Origin of the sequence: Streptococcus parasanguinis (assembly GCF_047465465.1) — a bacterium.
Lineage (GTDB): Bacteria > Bacillota > Bacilli > Lactobacillales > Streptococcaceae > Streptococcus > Streptococcus parasanguinis_AI.
Genome location: NZ_JASGZU010000002.1, coordinates 315030 through 330579 on the forward strand (window position 1 = coordinate 315030; position 15550 = coordinate 330579).

Annotated in this window: 13 protein-coding genes and 1 riboswitch; of the genes, 3 read left to right on the forward strand and 10 right to left on the reverse strand. The window is 44.9% G+C overall.

The genetic code is table 11. The features are described 5' to 3' along the window. Positions 1-20: 20 nt before the first annotated feature. The 7 genes from QM351_RS05890 to QM351_RS05920 all read right to left on the reverse strand — a co-directional run bounded on the left by QM351_RS05890 (position 21) and on the right by QM351_RS05920 (position 7759). Positions 21-599: an HD domain-containing protein gene (locus QM351_RS05890; RefSeq protein WP_070675435.1), complete on the reverse strand. Its 579-nt coding sequence runs from the start codon at positions 597-599 to the stop codon at positions 21-23. A 360-nt stretch (positions 600-959) separates the two neighbouring features. Further along, complete coding sequence (locus QM351_RS05895; protein ID WP_118227833.1) at positions 960-1676, reverse strand: DUF554 domain-containing protein; 717 nt, start codon at positions 1674-1676, stop codon at positions 960-962. Positions 1677-1698: 22 nt separating this feature from the next. Continuing rightward, positions 1699-3363, reverse strand: coding sequence for a MutS-related protein (locus tag QM351_RS05900; RefSeq protein ID WP_118227832.1), 1665 nt, complete (start codon positions 3361-3363; stop codon positions 1699-1701). A 3-nt stretch (positions 3364-3366) separates the two neighbouring features. Further along, positions 3367-4710 carry a CapA family protein gene (locus QM351_RS05905; RefSeq protein ID WP_414326959.1) on the reverse strand — a complete coding sequence of 448 codons (1344 nt, stop codon included), beginning with the start codon at positions 4708-4710 and terminating at the stop codon, positions 3367-3369. Between the two features lie 426 nt (positions 4711-5136). Further along, on the reverse strand, positions 5137-6072 hold the full coding sequence (gene msrB, locus QM351_RS05910; protein ID WP_414326961.1) for a peptide-methionine (R)-S-oxide reductase MsrB: 936 nt from the start codon (positions 6070-6072) through the stop codon (positions 5137-5139). 272 nt (positions 6073-6344) lie between these two features. Beyond that, a complete protein-coding gene (locus QM351_RS05915) occupies positions 6345-6701 on the reverse strand; it encodes a hypothetical protein (RefSeq protein WP_045759864.1) in 357 nt (118 codons plus the stop codon). A gap of 122 nt (positions 6702-6823) precedes the next feature. Continuing rightward, the gene (locus QM351_RS05920) at positions 6824-7759 is read right to left on the reverse strand and encodes a dihydroorotate oxidase (protein WP_003016837.1); all 936 of its coding nucleotides are present in this window, start codon (positions 7757-7759) and stop codon (positions 6824-6826) included. A 299-nt stretch (positions 7760-8058) separates the two neighbouring features. On the opposite strand from QM351_RS05920, the gene gdhA reads away from it, so the two are divergent. Both gdhA and QM351_RS05930 read left to right on the forward strand, forming a co-directional pair. Beyond that, a complete protein-coding gene (gene gdhA, locus QM351_RS05925; protein WP_414326963.1) occupies positions 8059-9405 on the forward strand; it encodes an NADP-specific glutamate dehydrogenase in 1347 nt (448 codons plus the stop codon). Between the two features lie 281 nt (positions 9406-9686). Next, positions 9687-10004, forward strand: coding sequence for a hypothetical protein (locus QM351_RS05930; protein ID WP_003016835.1), 318 nt, complete (start codon positions 9687-9689; stop codon positions 10002-10004). 193 nt (positions 10005-10197) lie between these two features. Here the strand turns inward: QM351_RS05930 and QM351_RS05935 are convergent, their stop codons facing one another. Beyond that, positions 10198-11046 (reverse strand): mechanosensitive ion channel family protein, encoded by an 849-nt coding sequence (locus tag QM351_RS05935; protein ID WP_414326965.1) that lies wholly within the window; start codon positions 11044-11046, stop codon positions 10198-10200. Between the two features lie 137 nt (positions 11047-11183). Between QM351_RS05935 and sstT the strand changes: the two genes are divergently transcribed. Beyond that, a complete protein-coding gene (gene sstT / locus QM351_RS05940) occupies positions 11184-12401 on the forward strand; it encodes a serine/threonine transporter SstT (protein ID WP_201037321.1) in 1218 nt (405 codons plus the stop codon). Positions 12402-12454: 53 nt separating this feature from the next. Here the strand turns inward: sstT and QM351_RS05945 are convergent, their stop codons facing one another. Then, positions 12455-13786, reverse strand: a complete 1332-nt coding sequence (locus QM351_RS05945; RefSeq protein WP_414326967.1) for an alanine/glycine:cation symporter family protein — start codon at positions 13784-13786, stop codon at positions 12455-12457. A gap of 102 nt (positions 13787-13888) precedes the next feature. Further along, positions 13889-13983: riboswitch (glycine riboswitch) on the reverse strand. Positions 13984-14112: 129 nt separating this feature from the next. Then, positions 14113-15531 (reverse strand): C69 family dipeptidase, encoded by a 1419-nt coding sequence (locus tag QM351_RS05950; RefSeq protein WP_414326969.1) that lies wholly within the window; start codon positions 15529-15531, stop codon positions 14113-14115. Positions 15532-15550: the final 19 nt, after the last annotated feature.

Sequence of the window (15550 nt, forward strand, 5' to 3'; positions counted from 1 at the left end):
CTAAAGGACAAGGAATCTTCTTATAAATATAAGCCCTTTTCTACACTTTCCTGAATTAACTCTTCTGTCAGTTTCCATAATTCTTCCGATTCACTTTTTATGAACTTTTTCTTTTCTAATACCATCTCTGAACGGATATGATCGGGATTATAATCGACTTCTGATACTTCCAAGTGATTGATCAGTGGTACCAATGCGTCAATCACTCTTGCATATCTTGCCTCAGGACTCTGCCCTTTTTCAAACTCCAACCAAGAATTTTTCATATTCAAATATGTTTCTTCTGGAAGGAGGCTCATTGTTTTTTCTATAGATGCTAGCTCTCTATCATGAGCATGAAGCTTTTTTTCATCATCAAACACCCAAGTATCTCCAGCATAAATCTCACCTAAATCATGGATCAGTAACATAGAAATCACCTTTTCCATATTCAATTTTTCAGGATAATAATCTTGAAGAACCATCGCAGCTATCGCACCCTGCCAGGAATGCTCAGCGCTATTTTCAAACCGTCCATCAAGGGTTCTATTAAACCTTGTTACCGACTTTAATTTCTCGATTTCTTTAATAAATTTAACTGTCTGATTCAAATCACTCATGGCGACTCCAACCTCCCTATTCGAAATTACGACTATCATACCAAAAATCGGATTTTCCATAAATGAATTCCCGTATTTGCAAAAGAAAAGGAAAATAATTCAGATTGGATACAAAATTATCTTAGAAACTTTCCGTTGTGAGAAAAGTGCCTGAAACAATAACGTTTCAGGCACTCGGAATTATTGAGAGTAAAACAGTTTGGGAAACTGTTTTAGCCTGAGCCCAGAAATTAAAGAGCGAAGGGGCTCAATAATTAGTCATGGAACTTCGTAGAAGTTCGCTGACGTCCGTACTCACCTAAGGAAAGTTTTTAATATGACTTTGTCTTAAATCTGAAGCTACTGCTTAGCTTCTATTTTTCAGCCAACAAAGGCCCAAATAATGGCAATCAGCACTGCTGGCAGGAGATTGGCAACCTTGATGCGTTTGCCCCAGATGAGGTTGATCCCCACACAGAGAATAAGGCTGGAGCCAACCAGTGAGAGATTGGACAGGGCTTGTGGGGTCATGATCGGTGCGATCAAATGAGCCAAAAGTGTGATCAAGCCCTGAAGGATCACGAGTGGGACCACCGCAAAGATCGCGCCCTTTCCTTTTGAAACGGTCAAGACCAGAACAATAACCATATCGAGAATAGCCTTGGCCAACAAGGTCGAGGTATCGCCTGTCAGGCCATCCTGGACAGCTCCGACCACCGCCATAGCCCCAATACAAATGGTCAAGGCCGTGGTCATAAAGGCATCAACAAAGCTGGTATCGCCTTGGTTGCCCGTCTTTTCCTTCAGCCAGATCCCGAGGTGCTCCAAGCCCTCCTCAATTTTCAAGAGCTCCCCAAGCACCGTCCCGATCACTAGACTCAGAATCAACATCATACTGCCGTGACTTTCTACATGACTTCCATGCACCACCAGCATCTTTTCCAAGGTCCCTGCGATGCCCAAGACAAAAACAGCAACTCCTGTCACTTTCAGAAGGGTCTCATGAAAATCTTCTGACAAACGTTGACCGATGAGCAATCCTAAAAGCCCACCAAATACGACCCCTAAGGCATTATAGAAGGTCCCCAAACCGATCATTTACAAACTCCTTCGTTCATTTTCATTCTTTTTCAATTTCTTTCAAAGACCAGTGGCCCGTCTCTTCATACTGGTCAATCAAGTCCTTGGCTGTCTGCGTAATCTCCTCTGGATAATGCAGGCTTTCTAGCGTATTGACCGCATTCTTGGTCACGGCTGACCCTGGCTTGATCTGGTAGTCAAAGACGATCTTGCCATCCACATAGCGACTGTCAAAATGATAATTATCATTGACCTCACCAGAAGCTGCGACCAGCTCAATATCATGACTGGAGATCATGTAGAGGCAGTTTTGGGCAGCTAACCAGCGGACAATCCCAAGGCCTGATCCGATCCGCTCGATGGTATTGGTCCCTTTAAAGAGCTCGTCAATAAAGAAGTAGTGAAAGCCAGGCTTTTTCAGATGCTGAATCATACGCAAAATAGCTTTACTTTCGGTGATGAAGTAGCTATCTCCAACTTCAATATCATCGCTGACATCCATAGCCGTTAGGACATGACCGTAAGGAAGGGCCAATCTTTCTCCATAGGCAAAACCTAAGCCTTGAGCCAGAATGGCATTGATGGCGACAGTTTTCAAATAGGTCGATTTCCCAGAAGCATTGTCTCCACTGATGACCATGTTTTTTTGAAAATGCACATCATTGGCAATCGGATTAGACAGCAAGGGATGATAGAGCGTCTCGCCCTCAATGCCACCTGTCTCCATAAAGACCGGCTCACAGACCACTTCTAGATCCCGCTTATGGCGCAAGAGACTAATGGCGACTTCCATCTCTCCAAGGAGATCCAGAAGCTTCTGGGCCTCTTTTTGATGAGCCTTCACCTGATTGTAAATATAAACCTGAGCGATCTGCGGGAGTAAAAAGAGGACGTTGAGGTAGAGGAGAATAATTTCCATTTCCGAAGTCCCCGTTGGACTCTGCAAGACACTGGCAAGGATCCGCGTTTTCTTAAAGGGTTTGACCGCTTGCTTCAATTCTTCTTGTTGTGGCAAGGCTAGATGGCTCAAGCGTTCTGCCGAAGCAAAGATGCGGACCAAATAGCTAACATTGTCCAGACGGATTTTGTTGGACCAATTGCGCAAACTCGAAAAGACGATATTAAAGACCACACTGATAATCAAGAGGGTAATGGCCCCAACTGGTTCAAAGGGAATGGCAAAGAGGCAGACAATGGGAAGACAGGCCAAGGCTAGATAGAGGGGTAAACCTGCATAATGCTTGCCGGGATTTGCGACAATGCTCCGCGCCATGTTGTGGTTTTTCTTGCCCAGTTGGTTGAAAATGACCTGGACCTTGAGGCGCAAATCAGGATGCTCTTCAAAGAAGGCTTCTACGTCATGAAGCTGGTCCTGAGGCTGGAATTCCAGCAGGCGCATCTTTTGATAGAGAGCCTCTGCTCCAAGGCTCGATTGGGTATAGTTGAGCTGATCAAAGACCGCATCCAAAGCCAAATCATGCCAGGTCTGATCATCCACTTGGCTATCGATCGTCTTTCCCTTAGCTGGATAAGCCAGACTATCTATCAAACTTTCTTCTGTGTCTTTCTTGCGAAAGAAAGGCGCTCCATCCCAAGCCTTCTTCAGCTTTTGCTTGAGGCGGATGGCTGTAAGAAATTTGGTTGCCCAAATCACCACGATCAATCCTAGGATCCCAAGCGGGATCCAGTTCACATTTCCTTCCATGCTCTATTCCTTTCCACTCTGAGGCCAGTCCAAGTGGACATGTTCCTTCATTTCTCGGTATGCCGTGTCCACTCTCTCCTTGGTCTCCTCATCCAGCTTGTCGCGGTATTTGCCACCCTGGATAAAATCTTCCAAAATATAGGTCTGGTACTTGTACAACTCATAACCTTCAGGAGAATAGGTGCCCTTCGGAGTCCGACTGACCCAGGTTGGATGAGCAGTAGCTGTCTTGATCTTTGTCTTGCGGCCGACCTTTTCGATGGTCACATCCATCAAGACTCCTCGCTCTGTCCATTGGGCAGTCTCCACATCTCCCATAGTTTCCAGACGCTGATTGGACAGGAAATTCCCCATCGAGTAGATAATGAGCTTGTTTTGACCATCTTTATTGACCACTTCAGCAGGCTCCACAACATGGGGATGCCCACCAAAGACGATATCAGCTCCCCAAGAAACCATCTTATGATAGAGCTCTTTTTGCTCTTCTGTCGGCTCCAATTGGTACTCGATTCCCATCTGGGGCATGACAATGGTGATATCGGCCTCTTGCTCCGCCTTTTGGATCTCCGCCTTCATCCGTTCTTCATCCAGATCAGACAAGACATCTGCTTGCTCTTCTGGAGTAAGGGTCGTTTCCATTCCATTAAACCCATAAGCGTAGGCTAGAATAGCAATCTTGATGCCATTCACTTCCTTGATCACCAAGGGGGCCTGGCCTCTCTTTTCATGCGTATAGACACCGATAGGTGTGATGCCGGCATCTTCAAAGGCCTTGGCTGTCGAATAGACCCCTTCTAGACCTGAATCCAGGATGTGGTTGTGTCCCAAATCCATGACATCATAACCAGCATCCTTGATGGCTGGTACGACTTCGCTCGGCGCATTAAAGAGAGGATAACCTGACAAATAGTAATTCGGGTTAATGGTTCCCTCAAAATCGCCCAAGGCCAGATCCGCCTTTTGTAGCCAGGGTTTGACATACTCATAATTTTCATGAAAATCATAAGTCCCATCTTCTTTTTGCGCACTCATATAGACCAGATCGTGATAGAGCTGATCTCCATTGGCCATGATCCGAGCTGTATGAGGAATCTGATCAGCCGGTGTCTTGGCCTTGTACACAAGCTCTGGCCGTTCCGTTGCGGTGATCGGAAAGCCTTGAAACTTTTGCACCCACAAGATAGCATTGGCCACGATGAAAACAACAGACAAGAGCACGTAGACAAACTGTTCATTGGTCAGCTGAATCCTTGAAAAGAGACGATCAAAAGCCCAGTCAAAGGCTGCCGATAGCTCTTTTCCCATCGTTTTGATAGTCCCTTTCACACTCTCCCACTTCTCTAACATTCCTACCTCTTCTTCGTACCTAGTTTCTCCAATGATCCGCCAACAAATTGAGCTGTCATTGAAATACTTTCTCTTCATTGTATCACAATTTTTAAGAAGAGAAAAAAGAGAGCAGAACAGAAGCGCCATTGTTTAGAACCGCTTCTTTGTCCTGCTCCTGCACAGTTATTCATGTAAATGATCGATCATCACTTCTTATCGTTTGATTTGGACAAGCTGATTGCAACCATGACAAGACTTAGGAAAAAAGCCGAAAGTAACCCTTTTGTCGTCCGATTCATAAAAGGTTGATGGAATACAAAATGATTATAGGCAGTAAATCCTAATCCAATCAGAGTTACCATAGCTGAAAGTGAAAAAATCGTTAACCACAAATTTCTTGTTTTCATCATTAACTCCGTTTTTTGATCTACTAGAAAGGCCCTCTTATTTCAAAGCCTTTAACAAATTTCCATAACCTTCTTGCTCCATTTCATCTTTTGGAATAAAGCGCAGAGAGGCCGAATTGATACAATAGCGTAGGCCACCTTGGTCTTTTGGTCCATCGGTGAAGACATGTCCGAGATGGGCATTGCCTGAGCGGGAACGAACTTCGATCCGCTCCATCCCGTGGCTATGGTCCTGGTAATAGTGGACGACATCTTTGGCAATGGGACGAGAGAAACTTGGCCATCCACAGCCAGACGCAAACTTATCCTTGGCAAAGAAGAGAGGCTCTCCAGTCGTAATATCCACATAGATCCCCTCTTCGAAGGTCTGATCATAGGCATTCTGGAACGGACGTTCCGTCGCACTTTCTTGGGTGACTTGATACTGCTCTGCTGTCAATTTTGCCTTTAAGGTTTCTTGATCTGGCTTCTGATAGGCTGACGGATCAATCAAGGGCTGCTCAGCATCCGTCACATCGATATGGCAATATCCTCCGGGATTCTTCTTAAGGTAGTCTTGATGATAGTCCTCAGCTAGGATATAGTGGCGCAAAGGCTCTAGCTCAACAGCTATTTTACTGCCCAGTTGCTTCTCTTCTTCCTCAAACACTTGGGCAATCACCTCATGATCTCCCTCGTCTGTATAATAGACACCGGTTCGATATTGGCGGCCTCGATCATTTCCCTGTTTGTTAATGGACAAGGGATCAATCACACGGAAATAGTAGAGCAGAATCGCTCGTAGGGTGATTTTATCTGGATCGTAGATGACCTGTACAGTTTCTGCATGATCCGTTTCCTTGATCAGTTGGTAGTTGGTCGTTTCTACCTGGCCATTGGCATAGCCCACCGTCGTCTCTTCTACACCGGGGATCCGTGAAAAATATTCCTCTAAGCTCCAAAAACAGCCACCTGCTAGATAAATCTCTGCCATCTTTTTTCCTCGCTTCCTGCATTCCCCACAAGGAACGCTTCTTACTATTAGCTCCATCATAATCCAAGAGCCTCAGATTTTCAAGGATTCTGCATCAAAAATCCCTTCTACTATATGTAAAAGGGATTCAATCCTTCTTATTTTTCAAATAAGAAAAAGAGCGAGTAATAGAAGTTCCAAAACGATAGGGTTAACTGATGTAGAAAATCATGAAGGACTACCATGACCAACACCTCCTCTGAATATCTGTGGACAAACTCAAGGCACATCAACTACAAAACCACCGTCGGTCCGTAGACCTGTAACTGAGGCTTCACAACCTCGTAATGCCAGTGATCATAAGCTCGCCAAGCTTGAAAGGCTTCTTCGTTCAATGCTAGCCCGCCCAGACCAATCAATAGACTGGCGGTCTGATAAAACTTTTCTAACTCAATCAACAGACGATTGTCTACCCGCCTAGCCTTTCGTAAACCTTTCAACATCTGATCTAGATTTTCTCGAAATCGAAGGGTATCTGAACTAGGGGTGAATCCCTTAGAAAAGGCTGTTTGAAGAAGGGTGATCGTCGTCCTTGCCTCTTGAATCACATCCCTTTCTTCCATAGAAATCACCTTCCTTTTCACCTCCATTGTACACCTTTTTCTCTCTATAAAAATGGAAAATTCCTAAAACTAGGAACAGAATGTTCTCTCTTGACAAGAAACCATAAAAAATCCCCAAGTTTTCACTTGAGGAAGTTTTTTTCGAAAGATTAGTCAATGTAGTGCAATTTCCCTCGGAAGTCTTCTAGGCTTTGGTAGCCTTTTTCTTCCATGATAGCTTTGAGCTCCGCAGTGATGCGGTCAAAAGCTCCTACTCCTTCTTTATGCAGCGTCGTTCCGATTTGCACCATACTAGCCCCACAAAGGATATGCTCAAAAGCATCGCGACCAGTCAAGACACCACCTGTCCCCACAATCTGAATTTCTGGGTTCAGACGTTGGTAAAAGGCATGGACATTGGCGAGAGCCGTTGGCTTGATGTATTCTCCACCAATCCCGCCAAATCCGTTCTTCGGACGAATCACCACGGATTCATCCTCAATGTAGAGGCCATTTCCGATCGAATTGACGCAATTGACAAACTTGAGCGGGTATTTGTTAAAGATCGCTGCTGCTTGGTCGAAATGAACGATATCAAAATAAGGTGGTAACTTGATCCCTAGAGGTTTGGTGAAATAGGCAAAGACCTCAGACAAGATCCGATCTGTCGTATCAAAATCATAGGCAATCTGAGGTTTCCCAGGGACATTGGGACAAGATAGGTTCAACTCTGTCAAGCCTTTAAAATCACTGTCTTGCACCTTTTTCAAGATGGTATGGGTTTCCTCAGGAGACATGCCGACGAGAGATAAGAAGAAGGTCCGATCTGGATCCGTTTCTTGCAACTCCAATAAGTAATTCAAATAATAGTCCAACCCTTGGTTAGGTAGCCCCATCGAATTGATCGAACCAAGCGGCACATCTTGGTAGCGTGGCTCTGGATTACCAGCACGGAATTCTAAGGTCGCTGTCTTGGTCACAAAGGTTCCCGCAGCTGAGTTCTTCACTTCTTCTAATTCCTCAGTGGTCATACAGGCTACACCTGCCGCATTCATCAGGCAGTTGTCAAATTCAAAACCAGCAATTTGCGTTTTTGTCGATACCATCTTGTACTCCTTTTTTGAAACACCACCAACAGAATCGTTCGGGATGCTCTCTATTTTCTTCTTTCATTATACCATCACTTGGAAGCTTCCGGACAATCAAAGCTAAAAATTCTTCCAAACATTCGGACTTTCCTAGTCGCGATAAAATTTTCAGAAAATTCAACTTTTTTCTTTACAAGCCAAAAAAAGTCTGCTATAATGATCCATGTAATAAAACATGACATTGTTTGTCAACTGTCTCAAAGCCACTCCCCTAGCGGGTTTGCTGGTTTTCGTTTCATTCACAAAGGAGAATTAACATGACAACTGCTAAAGAATATATCCAAAGCACTTTCGAAACTGTAAAAGCTCGTAACGGCCACGAAGCTGAATTCCTTCAAGCTGTTGAAGAGTTCCTCAGCACTTTGGAACCTGTTTTTGAAAAACATCCTGAATACATCGAAGAAAACATTTTGGCTCGTATTACAGAACCTGAACGCGTGATTTCTTTCCGTGTTCCTTGGGTTGACCGTGAAGGAAACATCCAAGTAAACCGTGGTTACCGTGTTCAATTCAACTCTGCTGTAGGTCCTTACAAAGGTGGTCTTCGTTTCCACCCAACTGTTAACCAAGGGATCTTGAAATTCCTCGGATTTGAACAAATCTTCAAAAACGTCTTGACTGGTCTTCCTATCGGTGGTGGTAAAGGTGGATCTGACTTCGATCCTAAAGGAAAAACAGACGCTGAAGTGATGCGTTTCTGCCAAAGCTTCATGACTGAATTGCAAAAACACATCGGTCCTTCTCTTGACGTCCCAGCTGGTGATATCGGGGTCGGTGGACGTGAAATCGGATACCTTTACGGTCAATACAAACGCCTTCGCCAATTTGATGCTGGTGTCTTGACTGGTAAACCTCTTGGTTTCGGTGGTAGCTTGATCCGTCCAGAAGCTACTGGTTATGGTTTGGTTTACTACACTGAAGAAATGCTCAAAGCCAACGGCGACAGCTTTGCTGGTAAGAAAGTCGTGATCTCAGGTTCTGGTAACGTTGCCCAATACGCTCTTCAAAAAGCAACTGAACTTGGTGCAACTGTTATCTCTGTATCTGACTCAAACGGTTACGTGATCGACGAGAACGGTATTGACTTCGACCTTCTTACAGACGTGAAAGAAAAACGTCGTGCACGTTTGACTGAATACGCTGCTGAAAAACCAACTGCTACATACTACGAAGGTTCTGTATGGACTTACGCTGGTAACTATGACATCGCTCTTCCATGTGCAACTCAAAATGAAATCGATGGCGATGCTGCTAAACGTTTGGTCGCTCAAGGTGTGAAAGTTGTCTCTGAAGGAGCAAACATGCCAAGTAACATTGATGCCATCAACGTATACAAAGAAAATGGTATCCTTTACGGACCTGCTAAAGCAGCCAATGCTGGTGGAGTTGCTGTATCTGCTCTTGAAATGAGCCAAAACAGCCAACGCCTTTCATGGACACGTGAAGAAGTGGACGGACGTTTGAAAGACATCATGACCAACATCTTCAACACTGCTAAAACAACTGCAGAAACTTACGGACTTGGTAAAGATTACCTTGCAGGTGCCAACATCGCTGCCTTTGAAAATGTCGCAAACGCGATGATTGCACAAGGTATTGTATAATCAATCGATATTTTTCTTTGAGACCTTCGGGTCAAAGCCTCTCAACTCCTGAAACTAGTGTGTTTCAGGAGTTTTTTGTAGCTACTGATCTCTTTAAGGACAATTGGTCTCAAGGGAAGAAAGACATTTTTAAAGAAAGGAATCTTAACCATCATTAGTGATGAGAGATTTGAGCCATCTCTTTTTCTGTATCTTTTTCTAAAAAAATTTTATTTTTTTTACTTTACCCCCTTGCATTTTTAATAAATTAGTATTAAACTATAGCAAAAGGAGGTGTGCTTATGTTTCTTTTAGCTCAAGAAAAATCAGATACGATCGAATTCCTTAAGTCTGAATTGGTCCAATTACTCTCCAATATGCGACAAGAAATCGCAGCTAGCCGTCAATCACAGACCGGCGCAGCTTGCCATCATATTGAATATTGCATGGACAAGATCCAAAGGGCAAAAAGTTCCGTAGCCATTGCCCTCCCGATCGAATCCTTAAATCTTGAAATCACGACTATGTTGCGCCAGCAACTCATCGTCTTGCCACCAGAGGCTCGAAAAAATTGGGACCAGATTAAAAAGCTGGATTTCAAATACTGCCACTTAAAATAGACCAAAAAAGAGAGTGGGACAGAAATCGGTAATTCGTTAGAATTCGATTTCGTCGTCCCACCTCTGCACAGTTGAGTAGGGCTGTAAAAGCTGATGAAATCAGCGCAGTAGAGCCCACTCAACCACTGCGTCTTGCTCGACAATCCAAAAATAATTGAGAGGCTAGGATTTTTGCCCCAGCCTCTTTTTTGTATTACATGATCCCGTTCTTTCCTGTCGGTAGGTTAATCCCTGCTTCCATCAAGGCATCATGGTAGAGTTTATAGTAGGTATGATAGACAGTCGTCTGGGTTCCATTTTGCGCAGTCATCGCGATGCGGAAGGAATAACGACCATTTTTTTCGATCTGTGGGCCTAAAATCGTAGGACCTGTCAACACTTCTGGGTGTTTGTTTTGTTCAGACTGATTGACCTGAGCAATGATCTGATAGATCTTATCGAGATCGGTATTCGCATCTAGCGGAATATCCACCAGCACGCGCATATCTCCACGCGAGAGGTTGCTGACGACAGTGATATTGCGGTTTGGGACAAAGTGGAGAGTCCCGTCAAAATCACGTACTTGAGTTGTCCGAATTCCCACACTGCTAACGATGCCGGCAATATTAATAGAACCATTGGTAAGTCGGACATTGTCCCCCACATCCAGCTGGCGTTCTAAAAGGATAAAGAAACCATTGACCAAATCGGAAAGGAAGCCCTGGGCTCCCATCCCGATCGCCACCCCAGCAATCCCAGCACCAGCCAATAGACTAGAGACTGGAAGACCGAGGATCGACAAGATCCAGTAGATCAAGATAAAATACAAGCAGTAGTTCAAGAGACTCTCTACTAAACGGAGAATGGTTTTTTTACGGGCTTCATCCTGCACCGTATACTTAAAAGAAGGGGTTAATATCCGCTTGACCAGGCTATGGATGACCTTTTTAGCGATAAAAAATAAGAGAAAGACAAAAATCAGAGAGATGCATTTTGAAATTAGGTCATCAAAAATCTTTGTCCAGTCTATTTTACTGAAATAACGTTGGAAAGCTTGACTCATTTATTCGGGCCTTTCTAACAAAGAATAGTATGATTATATCAAATATTCGGAAATAAGGCTATTTTTTAAAAATTTCATTGCTATTACCCCCTAACTATCGTATAATATTCCTTAATTATTTTTTAAGGAGGCCTTACATGATTCATCGACTGATTACCACTTGGAATAAAACCAACCTTATGAAAAGAATCGCAATCGGAATTGTACTTGGTGTCGTTCTAGCACTTGTATTTCCGAAAGCAACTGGGATTGGACTCCTAGGAGAGTTCTTCGTTGGAGGGCTCCGTGCCATCGCACCCCTTCTAGTCTTTGCACTCGTCGCAAATGCTCTCTCCCAACACCAAAAAGGAACAGAGACCAATATGAAAAAGGTCATCGTCCTCTATCTCCTAGGAACCTTTGCAGCTGCCTTCGTCGCTGTTTTGATCAATTACATCTTCCCCATCACCATTACCCTGACTGGAAAGGCCGCTGAAGGATCCTCTCCAAACGGGATTGGCGAAGTGATTAGTAACCTCTTACTCAAGATCGTCGACAACCCGGTCAACGCCTTGCAGCAAGCCAACTACATTGGGATCCTTTCTTGGGCCACTGTCTTTGGGATCGCCATGAGAGAGGCCAGTGAACATAGTAAAGACCTCCTGCAAACCCTAGCAGATATCACTTCAAAAATTGTCGAGTGGATTATCAACCTAGCTCCATTTGGGATCTTGGGCTTAGTCTTCACGACCATCGCTGGCCAAGGACTCAGTGCCCTTAGTAACTACGGGATTCTCTTGGTAGTATTGGTGGGAACGATGGCTTTTGTCGCTCTGGTCATCAATCCATTGATCGTCTTTTTCATGATCCGCAAGAATCCCTATCCCCTTGTTTTTAAATGCCTTCGTGTCAGTGGGGTAACAGCCTTCTTCACCAGAAGTTCTGCAGCCAACATCCCTGTCAACATGCGTCTCTGTGAAGAATTGGGGCTGAATCCAGATACCTATTCTGTCTCCATTCCGCTTGGTTCAACCATTAACATGGCAGGCGCAGCCGTGACGATCAATATTTTGACGCTAGCTGCTGCCAATACCTTACACATTCAGGTTGACTTTGGAACGGCGCTCATTCTGAGTGTCGTAGCGGCTATCTCTGCTTGTGGAGCATCTGGAGTTGCGGGAGGATCTCTCCTTCTCATCCCTGTTGCTTGTAGCCTCTTTGGCATCACCAATGATTTGGCCATGCAAGTCGTCAGCGTCGGCTTTATCATCGGGGTCATCCAAGACTCTTGCGAAACAGCCCTCAACTCTTCGACAGATGTGCTCTTCACCGCCATCGCCGAAATGAGCAGCTGGCCAAAAGAAAAACGCTATTAAATGATTCTATCTCAAATAGACAAGAAAACCCAGACCTCGCGATCTGGGTTTTCTTATTTCTTAAAGTAGCGCTTGCTTTCTTTGATGATGACAGGTGAGAGAGCTAAAAGGGCAATTAGGTTAGGCAAAGCCATCAGCCCATTAACGATATCCGCAATGACCCAGACCAGATCTAATTTTAGGAAACCACCTAGTCCAACCATTAAGACAAAGAAAGTCCGGTAGAGGTTGATATGTTTGACACCAAATAGGAATTCGAAACACCGTTCTCCATAGTAAGACCATCCAAGAATGGTCGTTGTCGCAAACAGCACCAAGCACAGCGTTAAGATAATGCCTCCAACTGGGCCAAAGACACCTGTAAACGTATCCTGGGTCAAGGTGCTCGTGCTGCCCTTGGCCATCCACTCATCTGAAACCAAGAGCGAAAGTCCTGTCAAACTACAGATGATAATGGTATCAATAAAGGTTCCTGTCATCGAGATCAAGCCCTGCTCGACAGGTTCATTGGTCTTTGCAGCAGCTGCTGCAATGGGGGCCGATCCGAGACCCGATTCATTGGAGAAAACCCCACGCGCCACCCCTTTTTGGATGGCCATTTTGACCGTTGCTCCTGCAAAACCTCCCATGGCTGCAGTCCCTGTGAAGGCACCTGAAAAGACCGATTTTAAGGCTGGAAGCAATTGATCAAGATGCAAAACAATAATTGCAACCGTCGCAAAGATATAGGCAGCAGCCATAAAAGGAACCACTTTTTCAGAAACTTTTGAAATCCAGTGAATCCCACCAAAGATGATGGTCGAAACCACCAGAGCAATCACTACACTGGCCACTTCTGGAGCCGTACCAAAACTCGCTTGGAGAGATCCCGTAATGGAATTGACCTGGGTCATGGTTCCGATCCCAAAGAGAGCCACCAGAACACCTGCAACCGCAAAGAAAATAGCTAGGGGTCGCCACTTCTCCCCCATCCCGTGAAGAATGTAGTACATCGGACCACCTGAGATGTGGCCATTGTCATCCTTGGTCCGATAACGAATGGCTAAGAGCCCTTCTGCATACTTGGTCGCCATTCCAAAGAAGGCCGCCATCCACATCCAAAAGAGGGCCCCTGGACCACCTGTCTGAATCGCTGTCGCTACCCCTACGATATTGCCTGTTCCCACTGTGGCAGCTAGGGCCGTCGCAAGGGCTCCAAAGCTCGAGATATCCCCATGCCCCTCATCTTCTGTAAAGATCAAGCGAAAGGCTTTTGGAAGATAGCGTATCTGAAGCAAGCCCAAACGAAGGGTCAGGTAGATCCCTGTCCCTACCAAGAGCACCAAAAGTGGGGCGCCCCATACTAAATTATCGAGCTGCTGAAAAAACTGCAATACATGATCCATTTTCTGTCTCCTTTTTCATCGACCGCTCGACAGAAAAGAGAAAAAGAAAGAGCACATGTCAAACATGTACTCTGGTCCTGCTTAAAATAGGGGGCTTTCCCTATCTTTCGCTCTGTCCTTTTACCTGAGAGTTTGAGTAGATGCATCCTCTACCTTGCCCCTTCGGTGCCATTTCTGGTCTCTCCAGAGTTCCGTCCATTCACAGTCACTCACGCTCCTGCAAACTTCATTCGGTCGTATGTAATTTTCTCTATTTTAATCGATTTTCAAAAGTTTGTCAATCATTTCTGAAAATATCTTGTAAACTACCTGAAAATATGCGGTTTTTAATCACTCAAGGAGAAGTGATTGGTCATGAGGTTGCTAGCATCGAGCAAAATCTTGTCCAAGAGTTGATCTGTCGCTTCCTGGATTTGATCACTCATAGCTTGGTTTTCCGCCTCAAAATCAACGGTTTCACCTGCTGCAAGTGCACGATCGACTTTATTGATGCGCGCATGTCCCCAGGACATTGTCGTTTCTTGGTAATCGTCCAAATCACCAACATGGTGAGCATAGTGAGGATCTGCTAGTCCTGCAATAATCCGGTTGGCCCAGTAGAAGGAATCCGTAGTTACCTTAGCCGTCGTATTGGCAAAGTAATCAGGTGTCGTATCCACTTGGGTAAAGAAAGGAACAGCTGTATTGTATGGCATGGAGCCATAAGAAATCCATTGGATACCTGTCGTTTCTTGTGGTTTATTGGGACGCAATTGCAGAATCGCTGTCTGGCTGGTCCGGTTGATCCCGATCGTCCGGAAGGTCCGTTGACTCACGTGATCTCCTTCAGGACCATAAGGATCGTAGATAGTGTCTTGGTAGTGGTTGCTCAAGACATATTTGACATCTTCAATCGTCACCTTGCGATAAGGTTTTTGACACCAAGGGATCTCGAAGCTCCGTGGATCCTGTTCGATTTCAGGATTGAGGAAACGCTGGATGGCCCAAGCCCGCGGTGTATTGTAGTGACGGTCCTTGTCTTTTTGGCTACCAAAGGCATAGCGTGGATTAAAACCTTTCCCTTCTTGATCCAGAATCAAATGGTGCTCTGTGACAAAACGTTCAAGATCCGGGTCACAAAGAAACTCATCTGGATTGCCAAATTCAAAATAATCACTTCCCAGTTGGTTTGGGTTGGTCACATAGGCATCATCTGGAACACGGCGCGCCATCCAGTGGTGACCTCCGATTGTTTCCAACCACCAGATTTCATTCACATCTGAAATCGCAATCCCGTTAGACTCATAAGTTCCATACTCTTCCAAAATCTTTCCGAGACGCAAGACCCCTTCGCGGGCGGTCTTAACATAAGGCAAGACCAAGGTCAGCATGTCTTCCTCACCGATGCCACTCTCTACAAGAGGATCTGCCCCTAGCACACGGCTATTGGTCGTAATGGTCTCTGTCTCACTCATGGCTACATTATAAACATTGATCCCAGCTTCTCCCCAGATCCCGTCTTTAGGAATCGCATCTGGGACCGCTGTATAGCGAACTGGATTATCTGGCAAGTCGATTTCAAAAGTTGATAAAACAGACTTGTAATGACGCGGTTGATCTTCTGGTTTGACCACGATCAATTTCTTGGGCGTAAAAACGCCATTTTGAGAATCCTCTGTTCGTGCTACAATGGCCGAACCATCATAGCTAGCATTTTTTCCGACTAGAATCGTTGTACACGAATCTGCACTTTCACGTTTACGCATGCGTATCCTCCCAAATCAT

Bases quoted from the DNA above. Each gene is read 5' to 3' on its own strand.
- QM351_RS05890 (WP_070675435.1), bottom strand. From the start codon at position 599: ATGAGTGATTTGAATCAGACAGTTAAATTTATTAAAGAAATCGAGAAA.
- QM351_RS05895 (WP_118227833.1), bottom strand. From the start codon at position 1,676: ATGATCGGTTTGGGGACCTTCTATAATGCCTTAGGGGTCGTATTTGGT.
- QM351_RS05900 (WP_118227832.1), bottom strand. From the start codon at position 3,363: ATGGAAGGAAATGTGAACTGGATCCCGCTTGGGATCCTAGGATTGATC.
- QM351_RS05905 (WP_414326959.1), bottom strand. From the start codon at position 4,710: ATGTTAGAGAAGTGGGAGAGTGTGAAAGGGACTATCAAAACGATGGGA.
- msrB (WP_414326961.1), bottom strand. From the start codon at position 6,072: ATGGCAGAGATTTATCTAGCAGGTGGCTGTTTTTGGAGCTTAGAGGAA.
- QM351_RS05915 (WP_045759864.1), bottom strand. From the start codon at position 6,701: ATGGAGGTGAAAAGGAAGGTGATTTCTATGGAAGAAAGGGATGTGATT.
- QM351_RS05920 (WP_003016837.1), bottom strand. From the start codon at position 7,759: ATGGTATCGACAAAAACGCAAATTGCTGGTTTTGAATTTGACAACTGC.
- gdhA (WP_414326963.1), top strand. From the start codon at position 8,059: ATGACAACTGCTAAAGAATATATCCAAAGCACTTTCGAAACTGTAAAA.
- QM351_RS05930 (WP_003016835.1), top strand. From the start codon at position 9,687: ATGTTTCTTTTAGCTCAAGAAAAATCAGATACGATCGAATTCCTTAAG.
- QM351_RS05935 (WP_414326965.1), bottom strand. From the start codon at position 11,046: ATGAGTCAAGCTTTCCAACGTTATTTCAGTAAAATAGACTGGACAAAG.
- sstT (WP_201037321.1), top strand. From the start codon at position 11,184: ATGATTCATCGACTGATTACCACTTGGAATAAAACCAACCTTATGAAA.
- QM351_RS05945 (WP_414326967.1), bottom strand. From the start codon at position 13,786: ATGGATCATGTATTGCAGTTTTTTCAGCAGCTCGATAATTTAGTATGG.
- QM351_RS05950 (WP_414326969.1), bottom strand. From the start codon at position 15,531: ATGCGTAAACGTGAAAGTGCAGATTCGTGTACAACGATTCTAGTCGGA.